Genomic DNA, 18,886 nt, shown 5'->3' with positions numbered 1-18,886 from the left:
ACATCCTATACCCTTAATATATTAAGCCATAACCGCCATGGTCTTTATTAACAGAAACTGATAAACCTATGCCTCGAGGATCAGAGGCAGCAGTAAGTAAATTCATCTTTTTATCCCAGCTTATTGCCTGCATATCACCATAATTTTGCCTTAAAGCCATTAACTGATAACCCATTGCTTTAAGTTGCGCCTGCAAAGCAGGTGAAAAAGTTTCAGGTTCAAATTGTAACCAGTCTGGCAAATATTGGTGATGAAAACGCATGCCAGAAACCATGCTGATAGCACCTTTATAATTAAAAAATGATAGCGTACTAAGTAAAACCATGGTTGGTATACGGCTACCACCTGGCGTTCCTAAAATAGCTGTACGGCCAGGCATCTCTAAAAATGTGGGTGACATACTAGACATAGGCCGTTTGCCTGGCACAATACTATTTACTGCATGACCTACTAAACCGAATTGATTTCTAACCCCTTCTTTAGCTGCAAAATCATCCATTTCATCATTTAATAAGACGCCTGTACCTGCAGCAGTAACACTTGAGCCAAAAATATAGTTTATGGTTAAGGTCGCTGAAACACGGTTTCCTTCGGCATCAATAATACTAACATGAGTTGTATTATCATGATTATTATTTACATTTTGATTTAAACCAAGTTTTGAACTGGGTAAAGCTTTATCAGTAGGAATTAAGGCCCGTAATTGTTTAGCATTTTTAGATGATAATAATTTATCTAAATTAAATTGAGTAAAATCTGGATCAGCAATGGTCTGATTACTTTGCCAGTAAGCAAGCCGCATAGTTTCTATTAGATAATGAACGAATTGAGCTTTATTAAATGATTGTAATGGCAAACCCTCAAGGATATTTAACATTGTAAGTAATATTACACCACCGGCTGAAGGTGGCGGAGCTGTAATAATAAGCATATTATGGTAAGCACCTTGAAGTGGCTCTCTTAACTTAATCTGATAATTAGCAAGATCATCTAATGTCCAAATACCACCAGCAGCACGTATACCAGCAACAAGCTTTTCAGCAATGTCTCCATAATAAAAGCCAGCATGCCCTTTTTCAGCTAATATCTTTAGTGTCCTAGCTAAATCTGGCTGCTTGAGAATTTCGCCAATTTTGTAAGGACGGTTATTATGTAAAAATATGGCTGCCGTTGCTGGAAAGCGTAGCATCACCTGCATCCTATCACTCATTTGCGAAAAATAATTTAATTGCGCGTCTACTGCAAACCCTTGCTCTGCAAGGCGAATGGCTGGCGCTAAAGATTGACTTAATGGTAGGCGGCCATAATGCTTTGCAATGTAGACAAGCGCGGCAGGCTCGCCAGGAATAGCAGCAGCTAAACCACCATTAAGTGATAATCCTGGTATAATTTCACCATTTTTATCTAAAAACATATCTTTATGTGCCGCTAAAGGAGCTACTTCACGGCCATCAATCATAATATTCTTTTTAGTTTTGGCGTCATACAGTAACCAAAAGCCACCTCCACCCAAGCCAGAATGGTAAGGTTCTACTACTGCCAATGTGGCGCTCACAGCAACTGCCGCATCAAATGCATTACCGCCGGCGGAAAGAATTTGTAAGCCTGCATTCGTCGCTAATGGATGAGCACTTGCTACAGCATAACCTGGGGGCGTTTCAAAAATTAAATCACTTGCTTGCCCTAAATGAATACTACTAATCCCTATAGCAAAACATAGCAAAAATTGTGGTTTATTCATGTCCCTTGCTTAATTTTTTCATTAAAAGCTTCTACAACATTTGATGGTACAAATTGAGATACGTCTCCCTTTAATCTTGCTATCTCCCTTACCAAAGTTGATGAAATAAACATTAAATCCTCGGAAGGTGTTAAAAATACAGTTTCAATATCTGCATTTAGCTTACGATTCATGCCAGCAAGTTGAAATTCATACTCAAAATCATTTACCGCCCTTAATCCACGCAGAATAATATTTCCTTGTTGTTCCTTTACAAAATCAATTAATAATGTATCAAAACCAATTACTTTAACGCCTGGTATTTCTTGTAGAGCTTGCTTAGTTAAGTTAATGCGAGTCTCTATTGGAAAAAAAGGGTTTTTAGCCTCATTACTTGCAACACCAACTATAATTTCTGGAAAAATTTGGGCCGCTCTTTTTATAATATCAATATGTCCATTGGTGATAGGATCAAAAGTTCCAGGATAGATAGCGCGCTGTTTCATGAATTAAGTATTAATTATAAATAAATAACAGCAGTCTAACGTATTGTTTTGAAAAAGACTATTATCCTATCGATTTAGAAATTCTAATAAAAAAATTTATATAAAAATAATTTTGAGGAATAAGTAGTGTTTAAGTGTCTTTCTAGTTTATACCTCTTGCCTTTGAAGAGACTGGTTTTTTTACGATTTAATTTTTGTTTCTAAGCGATTTTAAAAAGCGCATAATAGTCATTCTATTGTAAGTTTTTTAAAATTGCTTAGAAGCAAAAAGAAAAAGTAAAAATCCAGTACCTTCAATGGCAAGAGGTATAGATTAAACAAATGACAAAAATTACTCCTATTTAAATTAGTGCAAAGTAAAAGAAATTAGTCTATTAATATCAAATATAGTTTGCTAACCGATATTACCTAATTGTGATGATTAATGGATTAATAAAGAATAAAGGAATAACAATAAAGGAATAACTATGAAACAACTTAAATATGTCAGTCTCTTTACATTATCTTTCTTAACAGCTTGTGTTTCTACTAGACCACCTATGAATTCTGAATTTATGCCACCTCAATATAGTATGCCTACTCCTCAGAATGAAAGAACCATTATTAAAAATGGTAGGCAACAATCTAAGTTTGCATTGGATTCACAAGATACAAGCACTAATCTAGCGCAAAATAAAAATAGGATTAATGACAAAAATTTAGCAACTGATAGATTAGTTGAAACAAATCCTAAAGCGGACAAAACTCAAATAACAGGTAAACAAATTACTCAAGTTTCAAAAGGTGCACCTTCTTCATGGAATTTATCTGGCGCCTTAGCAGTAAGGAGTGCAAGAAAATCTGCAACAGCCTCTATTAATTGGTATCAACGAGGCCCTGGTAGCTATCAAATTCGCCTCTTTGGCCCTCTTGGCAGTGGTACCATCATGATTGCTAAACGTGGTGGAGTAATAGTTTTACAAGATGGGCCAAAAAAAGCAACTTCTTCAAATGCTGAGCAGCTACTACTACAGCAAACAGGTATTCGCTTACCTGTAAATAATTTATACTATTGGGTACGTGGTTTGCCTGCTCCTGGTGCAGTACAATCAGCAAAACGCGATGCAGGTAATCGTTTAATGCTTCTTCGTCAAGGTGGTTATACAATTCAATACTTAGGGTATCGAAGCGTTGGTAAAGCGGTATTACCGTCTCACATACGTTTACAAGGGAATGGTGTTTTTATTAAATTAGTTATTAATCGCTGGAGTATTTAATACGTTGCGTGTGAGTAAATTCTTAGCTTACCGTGGTTAAACCGCGGTAGGCTAAGTATACATTTTAGTATTTTCTAAATAGTAAATTGACATGGTTACCACTTGAACTTTCATCAATTCTATACATTTATATCAAACAGACTATTTATTAGATTATTTTCAAAACTTAGCGTTGACATTAAACCAATTTCTCTGCAAAATACCCACCGTATTGCAGCGTTGGTGTAATATATTCATGGAAGAGATGGAATCTACAGCTTTTGGGGTGTAGCCAAGCGGTAAGGCACAGGGTTTTGATCCCTGCATACCTAGGTTCGAATCCTAGCACCCCAGCCACTTCTTGTTGAAGGACTAAATGTAAAAAATTTAGGTTAGCGAATACGGATAATAAATTTCATAATGTTTAAAAATAGTTATGGATAGGTTTATTAGCTTCAACAAAGAAAAAGTACAATTGAAGGCGCAACATGTCGGTTCAAGTAAACAGACGGCAGAAGATATCTGGAAAGGATGCGTTGCTCAATCGCTCAAATAATAATTATATCTTTTTGGCTGTCTTCTGCTATGTGTTTAAGTGACTGATTAACTGAATCAAAGGCTTCACACATGTCTACAATGATGATCTTTACTGGCAATGCTAATCCGGATCTTGCTTTTAAAATAGCAAGCCATTTACAAGTGCCACTTGGCCAAGCTTTAGTTGGCAAATTTAGTGATGGCGAAACTATGGTTGAAATATTAGAAAATGTACGTGGCAAGGATGTATTTGTCGTGCAGTCAACCTGTGCTCCTGCTAATGATAACCTAATGGAACTATTAACGATGTCAGACGCCTTAAGGCGTTCTTCGGCTGGGAGAATCACAGCTGTAGTTCCCTATTTTGGCTATGCCAGGCAAGATAGAAGAGTCCGTTCAGCGCGTGTGCCTATTACAGCAAAAGTGGTTGCTGATATGATGGCTACTGTTGGAATTTGTCGAGTATTAACGGTAGATTTACATGCTGATCAAATTCAGGGCTTTTTTTATATGCCTGTCGATAATGTTTACTCTACTCCAATTTTACTTGAAGATATTAAACAACAAAATTTATCTCAACTTATGGTTGTTTCACCTGATGTAGGCGGTGTTGTACGAGCGCGGGCAATGGCTAAACGTTTAAACGATGCTGAACTTTCTATTATTGATAAGCGTCGCACCGGGCCAAACAAATCTGAAGTTATGCATATCATTGGTGAACCAGCTGGCAGAAATTGTATCGTTATTGATGATATTGTTGACACAGCGGGAACCTTATGCTCTGCTGCCCAGCAACTTAAACGTCATGGCGCAATGAGCGTTCGCGCTTATATTACACACCCTGTTCTTTCTGGGCCCGCCTTAAATAATATTATTCATTCCGAATTAGATGAGGTTGTTGTTACAGATACAATTCCTTTATCAGATCAAGCAAAACAATGCCGCAAAATTCGAGTGGTTAGCTTAGCAGAAATGCTAGCCCAAGCAATTAAGCGAGTAAATGTTGAGGAATCTGTAAGTTCTATGTTCGCTGAATAATTTCTTTTAGCCTCAAATTTATTTAATTTACCCGCTGATTATAATTAGCGGGTAAATTAACCTATTTTTGATTTAGATTCCGCAGAAATAATACTAATTTTACGAAAACTATCATTTCCCTATACCGAGTCTTTACCTCTTTTATATAATTAAGTTTATTTACTCTGGCTCTCCTATAAATGCTACTCTCATTTTATTAGGATAATACTGATTTACCGACACAAAAGAGACAAAGGCTCTTTTGTGTCGAATGAACATTACTTAAGAAGCTGTTGAATCTAGGTCGCTATAAGATAAATTGGGCAAGGAGCGAAGTTGAGTATTAACAACACTCCTGCAATGCGAACTGACCGATAAAGTTAATCACGCGTTCCAACATATTTATCATCAAAATAACGTCGTAGTTTTGTCCTTAAAGTACCACGACTTATGCCAAGCATAACAGCTGCACGAGATTGATTATATTTACAATGCTCCATAACAGCGCGAAATAATGGGGTTTCAATCTCTTCTAAAACAAACTGATAAAGATCAACAGGATCAGTTCCCTTCAGCTCGGCGAAATATTTCTGCACAGACTGAGTTACACTAGCTGCTAATGATGATGATGCAGTATTATCTCCGACTTCATTACTGATTGTTGTCATTCTTATTAACTCCTCCTTAAAATGCAGCATCTTATCGAATTGGACAATTCCTGACAAGTAAAAGGCAAGTATTTGTTTAAGTTCAATTAATTCAAATAACTAGCCAGTTTGTCCAATTTCAATAAGGCTGGTGTTATAATTTAAAATTTAAGCATTGCAGAATTAAATGGTTTACCATTTACCTGTAGCTGTCCCTGCTGTAAAGCTACTTCTATAACATAATAATTTCCACTCACAGTCAACACACCTGACTGAACTAATGAAGCTAACTGAGCATTAGTCATAGTAGCTGATTGTTGGGCTATATCAACCTGCGGTACAGTCTGTGTAGTTGAAGTAGCTTGCTGAATAGATTGATTTGTAGTATTTGTCGTTGGCTGCATTTGTGTATTATTGCCTACAGGCTGTTCTGTCGTTGTAGTAACATTGGTTGTTGTAGAATTTGCATTTTGCTGTGTTGCCGCATTTTGCTGAGCTACTAGCTTTTGACGATTTGCTTCAGTCAGAACCCTTCTAACTATTTCCGCTGGCACTTTTAATCTGCCTTTACCTTGGACTTTCTGCATTAGTTCTACAGGATTATTATGTTGCCCTTGAGGTAAAGAAATTTGGACGTTTCCTTCTATAGTACCTTCAGGCATGACAAAATTTAACTCTGAAATTTCGAATTCGGCTCCTCGGCTTAATAGCTTTGGTATTTCGGGTAATATAGCAAAGACAGCTTGCTGCTTTTCTAAATCAGTAGAGCTTTGCTGAATATGTTTAGCTTGCTGATTGATCCGTCCTAATGCATTAGCATCAAGATTGCGAATAGCCATTTCTAAATTACCAGGGCCAAATTTCTTACCATTAGCAACAATTCTATCGATAGATGATTTGAAGTGAGAGTTAAACAGTCCATCTTCAATATCACTGCTTGTATGCATGTCAAAATCACTTAGTTCAAATAAGCGCTGTCCTCTGTCATTTATGACAAAAGAAGGTACCGTTATACTGGCGGTGCCTAAATAGAGACCCGCTTCAGTATTATGTAAATTATATTCGCTGGTCACTTCACTTAAAACAGCAGCCTTATCACCTTTTTTAACCTGCATTCCATTAATATTAAAATCACCATTTATCTTATCTGCATTAGATGTAATATTAACCGTACCATTCATCCCCATCCAGTCGAACTCAGTTTGATCTTGGCGAGTAATTAATTTAAAGCTAGGAACGGCCATTTCAAGCTGACTATTATTTAAATAAGTCACAAATAAGCTTAAGTTCAATTTAGGCTGAGTAGAGCCATTCATAAAGTAGTTATTAAATTGCTGCTGATATTCCACAGGTAATAAAATATCTGTACTACCGTAACCCATACCAAATTTCACTGTTTTATTGGCAAAAATAATAGGCCCATGATAAATCTTTAAAGGCATATTAAGTGTAAGATTTTGTGCAGGAATTGTTTGTATTTGACCATTAGCATCTTTTATTTGACGCGCAGGAACCGTAATCTGCCAATTTAAAAGCGCATTGGAAGTAAACCATCCACGGTGATATTTTACGATCTGAGCGTTGATGCCATTAGTTCTATTAACGGTTGCAATATTACGCTTTATAGTCCTTTCTGTAACAGCGCCCATAGCATAATAGCCGCCAAGGACTAGTATCGCTAGAACAACCACTAATACCACTAATTTTCTCATTCTTATCTCCGGGTTGAATTCTTACTTTTAGCAGTTTATCTAAATGAGTGTAACAAGAAATATCATGCTAATTAAAGCATGAGTTGTTATTAACTTAAAACCCACTAATTATTTCTATAACTTGCTTAACTAAGCGATTGTAATTGTTAAACTTACCAAGATTAATATAATTTAGGCAAGCTATAAAATAAGAATATTTTATATGTTTTAATAAAACTTATTATTAAACTACTAAAATAAAATTGAGCAGTCTAACATCTATAGGTAATTTAATTGAATAAGGTTATGCCTGGTTAAATTCTACTATCGATTATCAATATTATTAAAAAGATAGTAGCTTGGTTATGATTAAGGAATTTCAGTATACTGTCTAAATTTTGTTACATTTATATATTAAATTAATTTAAAGCTCATGAAAGGAATAATATGCAAGAAATAATTACCTACTTATTAACTAATTTCACTTTAACCCTTTTTATTTTAAGTTTAATTTTTGCTCTGGTTTCGTTATTCATGAAACGAGGGCAACTCAACAAAGCCCGAGTTATCAAGATAATTTTTTCTCATTTTTTACTTTTTAATATTGGCTTTAGCTTCCTATATAATTTTGTAATGCACGTATTCTTTGGTGAAATGGTAGCACGATTTATTGGCTGGGAGAATAGCCCATTTCAAAATGAAGTAGGCTTTGCAAGTTTAGGCTTTGCTGTTATAGGTATTTTAAGTTTCTGGTCTCATTTAGGATTTCGAGCCGCTACTGTTATTGCACCAGCTGTATTTTTATGGGGAGCAGCAAGTGTGCATATCTATAATATGATTACTACTCGTAACTTTGCTCCTGGAAATGCTGGGATAATTTTTTGGTCAGATATTTTTATTCCTCTGATCGGTTTTATTCTTTTATATTTACAATATAAAGTTCGTGAATCAGCGGTAACTGAGAATATTACATAAGCCTGTTTATATTTTAAACTAAGTTAAGCACCATATCTTTATGTGGTATACCTGCATCCATATATTCATTACCATACACTTTGAAACCAAGCTTTTCATAAAATGAAACAGCATGGCTTTGAGCGCCCAATTTAGCGGTAGTAATTTTTTTATCTTGTTTGAGCTCGGCAATAATAACCTGCATAAGTTGGTTGCCTAATCCTTGACCTTGATAATCTGGTAAGATTGCAACTCGCTCAATTTTGGCAGTATTGTTTAAATAGCGAACCCTCGCAACGCCTACCGGAATCTGATCTATCGTTAAAAGGTAGTGCGTACTTTTATTATCTTTTCCGTCAAGTTCTTCGGCCAACGGTACTTTTTGGCCTTCAACAAATACTTTTTTTCGGATAGCTAAACATTTCTTTAACTCAGCTGGCGAGGTAATTTTTTGAACAGAGATAGGCATATAAGCTTTAAAAATTATAATAAGATTAATTAATGATTATAGAGAGATTATAGAGAAAAGTTATGCTATCTGGCTAGCCATATCCTTGTAGGATTTGTCCTAATAATCGGAAGTAGGCTAATAAATCATTTTAGGAAAAAATAAAAAGTAGATACTTCTGTAAAAACTAACACTATTTAAGTACAAGTTACAGTTTACCTAATTTAAATCCAAATTAACTATAAGACTAATCTTATTGTGCTTTATAAACTGGCTTACAATAGGTTTCTTTTACAGTAAACGCTAAAACTAAAGCAATCAGTGAACACAGAGGTAGAATTTGTAATCCTGCCTGAAAATCAGAAAGGAGTAATTTCTCTACATTATATCCTCTTGCGCCAGAAACTAAATCTACTAGCCATCCTACTAAAGGTTGCATCAAAGCGCCAACAAAAATAGAAATCATGTTAGTAAAAGCAATTGAAGTCCCAACTACCTTGCGGTCATGTAATTCTGTAGAAACCGCATAAGCAATAGCAACGCCAGTATTTGTTAATCCGAAAGCAAAAAATAAAATATAAGCCATCGGTGTATTAATATGTGGGTAAAAAACGAATAAAGTTGTTAAAACCACACCAAATAGAGCTGAAATAATCATTAAGGGTTTGCGGCGTCCTATTCTGTCAGACAACCAACCAGAAATAGGTCCACTAATACCCCAACCAATAAAAATTAACCCTGTTGCAAACGCCGCAGAATGCGCCTCTAAGCCCCGTCCAAATTGGAGATAAGCAGGCCCTATAGACTCACCTATAACAGCAGTTGGCCCAAATAAGAAACCTGCATAAAGCGCATTTAACCAAGTCTGACGATGAGACAAAATAATTCGTAAACTGTCTAAAATACTTAAACGTTGCTCTTGCTTAATTTCTCTTCTTTTTGTACCAGGTTTGTCTTGTACGAATTGATACAATAGCCCCGCCAGAGCAATAAACAAAAATGCAATAATTAGCATACTATGACGCCAACCTACGTTGGCAACCAAGAAAGAAACTGGCGCTTCACCTGCAGCAGCTCCAAGCATGCCTAATGCTTGTGTTAATCCTGCAAGTAAACCTAACATAGCTGGAGGAAACCATGAAGTTGCTAGACGCAATGCGCTAATGAAAGCGAATGCTGCACTAAAGCCAATTAACATCCGACCAACAGACGCCATTAATAGCCCATCAGCTAAACCAAAAACGCCACAACCTAGAGCCGTAATTAATGACATAACAGTTAGTATGCCTCGAATACTTAATCTGTCTACTGTCAACCCTACGGGAATTTGCATAATAATATAGGGAACATAAAAGGATGCAGTTAAAATACCAAAACCGACTTCATTGATACCAAAGTCAATTTGTAAACTTCGATGCATTACACCTGGCGCTACGCGGGCAAGATAATCAGAAAAATAAAAGGCGGCTGCCAAACCCCAAACAATCCAGGCAAAGCCCAATTGGCCTATACGGTTTGTTTTTGTATCTAGAGACACTGCTATCCTATTCATAATTTCACTATATTAATAATTATCAAGTTATCATATTAGAAAGCTCTAATATCTTAAGTTCATAAAGGTATTTTGGTTAGTAATTAAACGGTATTACTCTTGCTTAGAGGAAAACTCCTTTTCGGTTACTTAACAAACATATGCCTACTTCCAACGTTGAAATACTTTTTAAAATAACATACTGATCAAAAAAACTGCAATGTTAGTGCTACATTATACTGCGAGCAAGGCATATTTCAACCTATTCAACCATATAAGTACAAAGATATATTACAACTTATTAATCTAATTTAATTTATTTATTTAATAAAATAATCATTCTGAAGTATACAAATATAGTAATCCGGCTTTAGTTAATACTTTAATGTTTATGAGATAATTATTTTTAATTGAGCTTTTAGTCGTTAAAATGCCAATTTTATAATTAATGAGCCTATTATAAATGAATCCTTTAGAAGAAGCGATTAAGCAAGCGCTGGCCTTATCTGGCAGCCCACATGAGGCCAATAAAGCTTATCTTGAATTTATTAAAGCTAACTTTATTATACCTATTGATAAAAATTCAGCGCCAGATAAGCCAGAAGTGCTCTATCTTGAAGAGAAGAATCATTATTTTTTACCTGTCTTTACTGAAATGCATCATTTTGACGCATGGGCAAAAGATATAAGTCATGCAGTTAGTATACTTAGGCTTTCAGGCGTTGATCTATTAAAAGGAATAGGCGAACATGTAACTGTTTGTTTAAATGTTGGCAGCACTATTTATAAGGAATTTAATCCTGCTGAGATTGCAAGAATGCGAAGCATGGTTTTAAAAATATTTAAATAGAACAATTTAAGTCTGCTGCGCAGAAAGCGCAGCAATAAAATAATTACTCATATTAAGCAACTAAATCAAGGACTTGATAGCCGACTACGGCTGTTGCTGCTAAGGCGCCACTTAATCTAAGTAGACTTGTTATAAAACCGGTATATAAGGGATGATAAGTTTGATCATTAGCTGCACGTCCTACTGCAATGGATTCCCCTTTATTTTCCTCTTTAATATTGCTTTCGCCAAAACTAAAGAGCGGCTCCTCACCATAGAATCCAGCCCACCAACCCTCTTGCCATTGCTCATATTCAACTGTACCGACTGAAAATGGATTCTCTTCTTCAGGAATTTCAGCTTTAGCACATTCATATCCGTAAGCATAACATTCTTCTAAATCTGGATGGTCAATATTAAAACGCAACTTTATATATGGTAGCAAAGAATTTAAATTTTCCATGTCGATATCCTCTTAAGCGTTCAATTCTCTAAGTAATTAGTGCCTAAATTTAAAGCTAAAGCTTAATTATTTACTTTACTACTTACTTCTAGGTTCTATTTTACGCCTATTCCATTTCAAGAATTCACACGACTAGTAATTTTACAATTTTTTGACAATTATGCTAAATCTAATACTTTAGGGCGCTAAACGCTGATAAAGCCATTGATCATTTTTTTTATAATATTGTAGACGATCATGCAACCTTTTATCACGTCCTTGCCAAAATTCTATTTCGTCAGGAATTAAACAGTAGCCTCCCCAATAATCTGGTCGTTTTATCATATGACTATGTTTAAAATCTATTTCTAAACGCCTATAGTTCTCTTCTAATTCTTGTCTATTTTTAACAGGATAACTTTGTGATGAAACAACAGCGCTTAATTTACTCTCTAGCGGACGGGTGGCGAAATAAGCATCTGATTGCTGAGGCGTGGTTTTTTTTACCTTACCTCGTATCCGAACTTGTCGCGCCATCTGCGGCCAGTAAAAATTAAGTGCAGCATAAGGCATTTGCTCTAGCTGGCGAGCTTTATTACTTTGATAATTTGTGTAAAAAATAAATGTTTCATTTTCGCATCCTTTTAATAGAACAACTCGTGAGTCAGGATGCCCCTTTTCATCTACTGTAGATAAAACCATAGCAGTAGGATCACTTTTCTCAACTTTAAGAATCTCATTAAACCAATGTACAAATAAATCAAAGGGATTTTGTGCAATGCTATTTTCATTTAAGCTTAAATTGCCATACTCTCTACGAATATCTGCTATAGTTGGCCAATTATTCATTTTTTCTGCACAAATTAGAAAAACGTTACTTGTAGTATAAAGGGAAAACTTAAAGATAACCAAGCAAATTGAAATCGGATTTTCTATTTATAAGATTTAAAAATAAACAAAAAGATATAACTACATCCAATAGTTGTGCAAAAATTGTCTTGTGCCTATTCTAAGAATCGATTAAACTGTCCCGAATTAACAATTTGCTTCTTTTATATGCGTTTAGTAAATGAAAATATTTTATTAAATCAGCTTAAATTATGTGCCGGTAAAGTAGATTAAATTAACTTAAATGGCTATAGGAATTCTTATAAAGAGTACATTCTAAAACTAGATGATAGGATTTAACTTAACAGTTATACAGTTAACGGAGACTTTAGATTAGGGATTTATACCAATAACAAAATTTAGGTTATCTAATGCTAGAGTACTATATACAGATAATTGAATCTTTTAAAAAACACCAGATTTCTATTATTCTTCGTACTATACGAGAAAAAATTATAGATTTTCTAGAAAGTGAGCACTTTGCTAGTCAAGCACAAGGATTTTTTAGTGATATAACTGGTTGTCGCTTAATGCTAATGCCTTCTACTCCTACAAAGGAAAGCATTAATCCCCAAATTAACGTAGCGTATATTCTCACTAACGATAATAAACTCTATTATTTTAATAGAGAGCAGCAAGAACCTCTTATTGAAATTCCCATTTCAAGCGAAAATTATAATGCGTTGAAAGACACATTACCTATTAAATCTTTAAACGAAGAACAAACAGCTAAAATAGTTACAAATGCTTTATCACAGGAACAGCTGGATTTAATTAGTAAATATTCTGGTCATGAGCATATCGCTCATTGTCGTTTATTTTTTATGCCCGCAATTCCTAAAGTTACCGATTTTGATCAATATACTCATAAAGCTTATATTTTTACTGCTGATAACAAACTTTACTATTTTAACCGCGAACTTTCACCATCAATAAAAGAAATATCTATCGCGCCGAAAGATTATGAAGCATTAAAAGCTAATTTTGAATTAGATTCTGTAGAAGCAACTAACCAGGCTAATAAAGAAATTATTCATTCTTTAACACTTGCACAATTATCTACTATTACTAAGCACTCTGGCCATCAGTATAAAGAAAATGATCCGCCTATCCCTTTTACCGATTTTGCTTCCCAGCCAAGGCAAGTCGTGCAATTTAAAGAAGTTATTAATGCACTTTATCATGCAGAACTAGCTTTTCAGGATTTAGAAAGCGTTAATCTCCGCGATGGTAAAAATCGAGTAACGGATACTGGTACACTTTATTACCATACGATAGAGCATGGCTATATGGCGTGTTACCTTTTAACTCATCTTGATTTACAGACTCAGCAGGTATTTAGCCAAGAAATAGCACTCATATTAAAGTTACTGGCCCAAGTGCAAAAATATGCCACAGATTATGGTGATAAAGCCTCAACAAAAATTGCTGAAATCGTAGAAACTTACCCTATTAGCTATACTGCTGGCAATATTGCTGGTATTGCAGTCGATCAAATGCAACCCTCTACAGGTAATATAGATTACAATTTTTTAGCTCAATTTAGCGCGGTCCTTCCTAGATATATTCAGCAGCTTACTGAATATATCCATAAATACACTAATCAAATTACAGACTTAGAGCCAACTTTAGATAAGAAAAAAATTAATGAATTAGAAGATAATGCAATCAAGTTATTACAAGCTATTAATGATACCCAAAGTAATACATTTCTGTTTACTTTTAAAGGAATTAGTTATCTACATATTATTCAGCATGTTACGACGCTGGCCTTATCAACGCTTGAACAAATGGGTCATATGAGTGAAGCAACTCAAGATGTTATCCGCGATAATTTAAGCACTTTAAAATATAATCTATTAGTTGAACTGTTTGCGCTAGTCGATAAAGTTGAAGATGAAGCACTGCTTACACCAGGTGCATTATCAACACCACTTATGCAGGTTGTTATACCTTTTTATCAGAAAATAATTCAATATGCATCTAAGCCGGTTGATTTTTCAACTAAAGGTAAAGAATTATTAACTTTAGAAGATCAGAAATTTATTAATCTTCGTATTGATAAAGTCCAACAAAGAATTAATTCTGCTGAGAAACAATTATTTAAAACCCAAGAAATCCAAGTTGCATTGAACGCCTTTTTTACTATCCTAGAAAACCATAAGGGATTTAGGCGAATGATTGATTTACCTGACGAGATTAAAAAGGAATTAAGCGAGTATTATGTTTATATTCAGCCTTACTTTGAAAAAATTGATGTAGACTTACATAATGAAATTTTACGTGGCCTACAAACTATTTCAGGAAGCCGTTATGATCAATTACGCAATATATATTTTCAGCTTCGGGGCCATACCACTGATCATTTAGAAAAAATTATCAATTTAAAACCTAAACTTTGCGATTCACTAAAAAGTGATATCGCTACTTATAAATTTCACATCGAATTTAATAAGCGTTTAATAAGTAGTATTCAAGTACGTGCTGACTTAGCCCTTTATCCTACTGAGTTATCAGATAAGGACATTAATTCTGCAAAACCTGTTATATTCTTATCAGAATCAGAGCCACCATTAAGAGCGCCTCCTGTGGAAACAGCTACAGCGAGCCAGCCAGCTTCTCAAACAATCTTAAATACAAAAAATAATAAAAAAAGGCAGCCTGTATTACAATTATTAAACTTTAATGAAATAGCAGCGATTAATTTAGAGGCTAATTCAGAAATTGACTTAGGCTTACAGGCCGAAGGCAATGCAACAGTTATTACAAAACATGATGAACTTACAGTTGAGCAGACATTAGATTTATTACAATATTATCAAACAGAAAGAGCAAAAATCATTACTGCTAAAGAAAAGTTTGATCTATTTTTAAATGCTTTAAATGATGGCAAAAGTTTAATTGATAAAGAAAATAAAAAAGAACTTAGCCGTTGGTATGCAGAATTTCAACCTTATCTTTTAAGAATATTTTTAACGGACAAGATATTTAATATACGTCATTTTGATAGGTTAATTAACTCAAATCTAACTAGTGCCGCAGGCAAAACGTCTAAAGCCAAGGTAGGAGTTAATAAAGAAAATTTCCTTTATCTTAATCATTTATTTAATAGTAAGCTGAATGCTGCCATTGCATTTTGTACAAAACGAATTAAGGTTTATCAAGAGCTTTCTAGTAAGAAATTTAAAGTAGAAACAAAGAGAAAAGTATTACATCCTAATTATACTTATGGTAATAGGGCGCACTATTTAATTAAACATACTAATTACTCTAAGGCTGTCTCTGAATTTAGGCAGGCAATTTTTAACTTAACTGAATTATTTACTGACCCGCTACGCACAGAGCTTAAAACTGCAAAATCTGGAATTCCTTTTCCAGAGCTAGAAACTCAAGATGGATTATGGGCCCAAAGTAAACAAGCACTAAGTATTAAGCAAATATATAACAGTTTATATCATTTAGAGCAGATTTGTTTACAACTTGAAGCGTTAAATAACAAAAGCTATCAAAGTATCTATGTTAAACATTTAGTTGAAGCTTATAATCATATTGACGAAATTTATAAAGCAGCTAAGGGACTTTATGAAGATCCTTACTTAAGGTTACTTGCTCAAGATATTCTAGAAAAAGCAAGTAAAATACAGCAGGAATTTCTTACTCAGACTGAAGCTTATAGTGTTGATCCGGAATCCGTCACTGATGTTAAAGGTCAGATAAAACAAAATTCCATTTGGTATACATTACAAGCATTTATGCTTATACCAGCGCATATCAAGGCACTTTCTAAACAGCAAAATATTTCTCCCGAAGAATTAAAAGAAACTCAAAATCATACTAAAGAAATTACTCTTAAAATTGAGCGTATTATTGCTAAATCTAACTCTTATTTTAAACTTTTGTTAGAAACGCCTACCATGTATGGGTTGTTTAAAGAGTTAAAGCAAAAATTAGCTGAATTTACTACTACGACACATCACTCGGTAGTAGATAATATAAGAGAAATAAATACTGTTCACTTCACGAATATACTTATTGAGACAGATAAGTGGGAAGATAGGCTAGGTTTAAAACCGGGCTTATTATCAGGTCCCATGAAAGAAATATTAGATGAATTTTATAGAGGACTTGTTGAACCTTTAGGCTTTACGTCAGATAACTATTTTGACCTAATTACTGATGTAACGCCTTTTATAAAACGTAAAGAAGCTTGCAAAAAAGTAGGTACTGACGCACATAGCAAAATTACTGAGAAGGATTTCAACAATAATTATGCCGTCCTAAATGATCTATGTCAGTCTATAAACGCCTATAATAATTTTACTACGGGCCCTATCCCGCCTAGTCATCCACATATAATTACTTTTACAAAAGATAAAATTTTAGCAGGTAGCCTTGCCATTAAGCGCTTTCTTAAAGAGCAAAGCAATTCTAATACTTTAAAGGATAATCAGCTCCTTTTAGATAAGCTCAAAGATTGCATTGATATAAGCCGCCTTGCTAAGTTAATTAAGTTAATTAATACCTATAATACTTTAAGTGATGAGAACGCTTTGCATGATCAGCGTGTGAGTGAACAAGGAAATATATCTAATAATCCAAATAACGAAAATATACAGGCCCAGCAAGTTATAAAATTAAAGCAACAAATTATTGATCATTATAGAGCAATAACAAAAAATTTAACGACTCAAAAGCAACTTGCCTATAATCTTTCGTCATCACTTACTGATATTGAGATTCTGCAACTTAATTCAGACAGTCTCTGGCAAGTAATGGTTAAACAGCTACCTATAATGAAAACAGTTTTTAGTTATTATAAAGGTATTTATTCTACTTATAAGGCCACTGCGGAAACAGCCCAGAAGAAAGAAGAGTATATAGAAAAGTTAGCAGCTGACCAAGCCAAGATAAATGAAAAAGTTAAGCAAGATTATATTCAAAGGGAAATTAAGAAAAGAGTAGAAATTATTATTAATCAACAAACAGACTTAATTAATTTAAATGGCGAATATAATAATGCGTTAAAAAAAGACTTATTAAATAAAGAATTTCAAGCAGCGCTTATTAAACAAGTTTATAACGAAACAGATATTAAACTTGCAATTAAAGTCAAGTTACTTGAGCGCGCCCAAAAATTTAAAGCTGAGAATTTAGATAAATATGCAAGATTAGATTATGTTTTAACAGCCATTACCGATTTTCAACTTTATTTAAGAAAGTCAAGCGATGCTTATGAGCGAGGAATGTCTATTTTTGAAGATAAAAAAACCATAACCGTTAAAAAAGAACAAATTAATATTCTACATGATCTTGCACAGAAAATACGGTCAGATGAAAGTGTAGAAGAGCGCTTTATGAGAATTCAAAAACATGTTGATACCGGCGTTTTTAAAGCATCTATGCTAACTTACAGAAGATTTGACCGTATTAGTTTTAACTGGCTTGTTAATTGTTTTCTCTCGCTGCTACAAGCGTTGCATCTTTATAAACCGACGTCTTTAAAATGCTTTGAACAAATTAATGACGCTGTGTCTGATAAACCTAAACATATGCCGCGTTATGGCTTTTTTACCGAGTCAGCGCGCGAACAACACCGCTATAATTTACCGTTTAACTTTAACTCTGGCGCACAAGAAACGCCAAGCGACATAGAACTTACAGAAGGTATCCCTGTTCCACCTTTGGCAACTTAATTTCTCAATAAGAAATTACTCTGTTTTTGAATAAAAATGAGCACTAAAATATATTTTTCCATTTTTTTAATACTATTAGGATTATTTATGGCAACGTCGACTTTTTCCAGTGATATTATTACCATTGAACAGGGAACCAATAAAAAAATGTTAACTAGCCCTGCTGAGCCTGTACATTTTCCGCTTACAGCGGAAGTTTTAGAATTGGTTAATACCATGAAAGAGAAATTGCTTGCTTTGGAAGGTTTAGGTTTAGCTGCTCCCCAAATAAACCATTCAAAGCGCATCATTGCTATCTATATTCCTCCAAATGCAGCCTTATTACGTAATGAAGTAAAGCCCTACCCTTTACATGTATTATTTAATCCCGCTTATACACCCCTTAAGGATAATGAAAAATTTGCTGACTTTGAAGCATGTTATTCTGTTGCTAGTAAGTCTGGGAAGGTGCCGCGCTATAAGGCAATTAAATTAACTTATTTTGATGAAACTGGAGCCCAGCATGAAACTATTGAAGAAGGCTTTTATGCACGAGTATTACAACATGAAATCGATCATCTTAACGGTACATTAATTATTGATAGATTAACGCCTGATTGTGTTCAAGGGCCAATTGAAGAAATGATGCAACTACGTCGAAGTGAATTATCTGACGAACAAAAAAAGTTATTTGATGACTTATTACGCAAAAAGCAATTAAAAAAAGATTAAAGTAAGTGTTCAGGGGGAAATACTAAAATTTGGTGAA

The 18,886-nt window shown here is 34.3% G+C and carries 14 protein-coding genes and 1 tRNA gene; 7 read left to right on the top strand and 8 right to left on the bottom strand.

What is annotated here, in order from left to right:
- Positions 1 to 13: 13 nt before the first annotated feature.
- A complete protein-coding gene (gene ggt, locus ACQUW5_RS05190) occupies positions 14 to 1,741 on the bottom strand; it encodes a gamma-glutamyltransferase (RefSeq protein WP_444990149.1) in 1,728 nt (575 codons plus the stop codon).
- The gene (gene coaD / locus ACQUW5_RS05185) at positions 1,738 to 2,226 is read right to left on the bottom strand and encodes a pantetheine-phosphate adenylyltransferase (RefSeq protein ID WP_444990148.1); all 489 of its coding nucleotides are present in this window, start codon (positions 2,224 to 2,226) and stop codon (positions 1,738 to 1,740) included. Before coaD ends, ggt begins: the two co-directional genes overlap by 4 nt.
- 467 nt (positions 2,227 to 2,693) lie before the next feature.
- Here coaD and lolB point away from each other — a divergent pair, with 467 nt between their 5' ends.
- The 3 genes from lolB to ACQUW5_RS05170 all read left to right on the top strand — a co-directional run bounded on the left by lolB (position 2,694) and on the right by ACQUW5_RS05170 (position 5,036).
- Positions 2,694 to 3,482 (top strand): lipoprotein insertase outer membrane protein LolB, encoded by a 789-nt coding sequence (gene lolB / locus ACQUW5_RS05180; protein WP_444990147.1) that lies wholly within the window; start codon positions 2,694 to 2,696, stop codon positions 3,480 to 3,482.
- Positions 3,483 to 3,743: 261 nt separating this feature from the next.
- Positions 3,744 to 3,818 (top strand) — tRNA-Gln (locus ACQUW5_RS05175).
- Between the two features lie 270 nt (positions 3,819 to 4,088).
- Positions 4,089 to 5,036 carry a ribose-phosphate pyrophosphokinase gene (locus ACQUW5_RS05170; RefSeq protein ID WP_444990146.1) on the top strand — a complete coding sequence of 316 codons (948 nt, stop codon included), beginning with the start codon at positions 4,089 to 4,091 and terminating at the stop codon, positions 5,034 to 5,036.
- A 359-nt stretch (positions 5,037 to 5,395) separates the two neighbouring features.
- Here ACQUW5_RS05170 and ACQUW5_RS05165 read toward each other — a convergent pair whose 3' ends face one another.
- Positions 5,396 to 5,683, bottom strand: a complete 288-nt coding sequence (locus tag ACQUW5_RS05165) for a helix-turn-helix domain-containing protein (RefSeq protein WP_115332234.1) — start codon at positions 5,681 to 5,683, stop codon at positions 5,396 to 5,398.
- Positions 5,684 to 5,823: 140 nt separating this feature from the next.
- The gene (locus ACQUW5_RS05160; protein ID WP_444990145.1) at positions 5,824 to 7,374 is read right to left on the bottom strand and encodes a YdgA family protein; all 1,551 of its coding nucleotides are present in this window, start codon (positions 7,372 to 7,374) and stop codon (positions 5,824 to 5,826) included.
- 426 nt (positions 7,375 to 7,800) lie between these two features.
- Here ACQUW5_RS05160 and ACQUW5_RS05155 point away from each other — a divergent pair, with 426 nt between their 5' ends.
- Positions 7,801 to 8,328 carry a DUF6790 family protein gene (locus tag ACQUW5_RS05155; RefSeq protein WP_444990144.1) on the top strand — a complete coding sequence of 176 codons (528 nt, stop codon included), beginning with the start codon at positions 7,801 to 7,803 and terminating at the stop codon, positions 8,326 to 8,328.
- Between the two features lie 13 nt (positions 8,329 to 8,341).
- Here ACQUW5_RS05155 and ACQUW5_RS05150 read toward each other — a convergent pair whose 3' ends face one another.
- Together ACQUW5_RS05150 and ACQUW5_RS05145 are read right to left on the bottom strand one after the other, a co-directional pair.
- Positions 8,342 to 8,776: a GNAT family N-acetyltransferase gene (locus tag ACQUW5_RS05150; protein ID WP_444990143.1), complete on the bottom strand. Its 435-nt coding sequence runs from the start codon at positions 8,774 to 8,776 to the stop codon at positions 8,342 to 8,344.
- 232 nt (positions 8,777 to 9,008) lie between these two features.
- Positions 9,009 to 10,307: an MFS transporter gene (locus ACQUW5_RS05145; RefSeq protein WP_444990142.1), complete on the bottom strand. Its 1,299-nt coding sequence runs from the start codon at positions 10,305 to 10,307 to the stop codon at positions 9,009 to 9,011.
- 442 nt (positions 10,308 to 10,749) lie between these two features.
- Here ACQUW5_RS05145 and ACQUW5_RS05140 point away from each other — a divergent pair, with 442 nt between their 5' ends.
- A complete protein-coding gene (locus ACQUW5_RS05140) occupies positions 10,750 to 11,136 on the top strand; it encodes an SseB family protein (RefSeq protein WP_444990141.1) in 387 nt (128 codons plus the stop codon).
- Between the two features lie 52 nt (positions 11,137 to 11,188).
- Here ACQUW5_RS05140 and ACQUW5_RS05135 read toward each other — a convergent pair whose 3' ends face one another.
- Both ACQUW5_RS05135 and pdxH read right to left on the bottom strand, forming a co-directional pair.
- Positions 11,189 to 11,578, bottom strand: coding sequence for a transmission trait enhancer LetE (locus tag ACQUW5_RS05135; RefSeq protein ID WP_444990140.1), 390 nt, complete (start codon positions 11,576 to 11,578; stop codon positions 11,189 to 11,191).
- A 177-nt stretch (positions 11,579 to 11,755) separates the two neighbouring features.
- Positions 11,756 to 12,406, bottom strand: coding sequence for a pyridoxamine 5'-phosphate oxidase (gene pdxH / locus ACQUW5_RS05130; protein WP_444990139.1), 651 nt, complete (start codon positions 12,404 to 12,406; stop codon positions 11,756 to 11,758).
- 410 nt (positions 12,407 to 12,816) lie between these two features.
- On the opposite strand from pdxH, the gene ACQUW5_RS05125 reads away from it, so the two are divergent.
- Positions 12,817 to 18,138, top strand: a complete 5,322-nt coding sequence (locus tag ACQUW5_RS05125) for a hypothetical protein (RefSeq protein WP_444990138.1) — start codon at positions 12,817 to 12,819, stop codon at positions 18,136 to 18,138.
- Between the two features lie 87 nt (positions 18,139 to 18,225).
- On the top strand, positions 18,226 to 18,849 hold the full coding sequence (locus ACQUW5_RS05120) for a peptide deformylase (protein WP_444990137.1): 624 nt from the start codon (positions 18,226 to 18,228) through the stop codon (positions 18,847 to 18,849).
- Positions 18,850 to 18,886 lie beyond the last annotated feature (37 nt).

The sequence above is a fragment of the Legionella pelazae genome (assembly GCF_052527395.1).
Note: the sequence above shows the minus strand (reverse complement) of the source record. Positions and strands in the feature narration are given on the sequence as shown.

What these genes read in the sequence shown, in the direction of transcription:
- ACQUW5_RS05165 (WP_115332234.1), bottom strand. Translation starts at nt 5,683, where the DNA reads ATGACAACAATCAGTAATGAAGTCGGAGATAATACTGCATCATCATCA.
- ACQUW5_RS05145 (WP_444990142.1), bottom strand. Translation starts at nt 10,307, where the DNA reads ATGAATAGGATAGCAGTGTCTCTAGATACAAAAACAAACCGTATAGGC.
- ACQUW5_RS05150 (WP_444990143.1), bottom strand. Translation starts at nt 8,776, where the DNA reads ATGCCTATCTCTGTTCAAAAAATTACCTCGCCAGCTGAGTTAAAGAAA.
- ACQUW5_RS05120 (WP_444990137.1), top strand. Translation starts at nt 18,226, where the DNA reads ATGGCAACGTCGACTTTTTCCAGTGATATTATTACCATTGAACAGGGA.
- pdxH (WP_444990139.1), bottom strand. Translation starts at nt 12,406, where the DNA reads ATGAATAATTGGCCAACTATAGCAGATATTCGTAGAGAGTATGGCAAT.
- ACQUW5_RS05135 (WP_444990140.1), bottom strand. Translation starts at nt 11,578, where the DNA reads ATGGAAAATTTAAATTCTTTGCTACCATATATAAAGTTGCGTTTTAAT.
- ACQUW5_RS05160 (WP_444990145.1), bottom strand. Translation starts at nt 7,374, where the DNA reads ATGAGAAAATTAGTGGTATTAGTGGTTGTTCTAGCGATACTAGTCCTT.
- ACQUW5_RS05155 (WP_444990144.1), top strand. Translation starts at nt 7,801, where the DNA reads ATGCAAGAAATAATTACCTACTTATTAACTAATTTCACTTTAACCCTT.
- coaD (WP_444990148.1), bottom strand. Translation starts at nt 2,226, where the DNA reads ATGAAACAGCGCGCTATCTATCCTGGAACTTTTGATCCTATCACCAAT.
- ACQUW5_RS05170 (WP_444990146.1), top strand. Translation starts at nt 4,089, where the DNA reads ATGTCTACAATGATGATCTTTACTGGCAATGCTAATCCGGATCTTGCT.
- ACQUW5_RS05125 (WP_444990138.1), top strand. Translation starts at nt 12,817, where the DNA reads ATGCTAGAGTACTATATACAGATAATTGAATCTTTTAAAAAACACCAG.
- lolB (WP_444990147.1), top strand. Translation starts at nt 2,694, where the DNA reads ATGAAACAACTTAAATATGTCAGTCTCTTTACATTATCTTTCTTAACA.
- ACQUW5_RS05140 (WP_444990141.1), top strand. Translation starts at nt 10,750, where the DNA reads ATGAATCCTTTAGAAGAAGCGATTAAGCAAGCGCTGGCCTTATCTGGC.
- ggt (WP_444990149.1), bottom strand. Translation starts at nt 1,741, where the DNA reads ATGAATAAACCACAATTTTTGCTATGTTTTGCTATAGGGATTAGTAGT.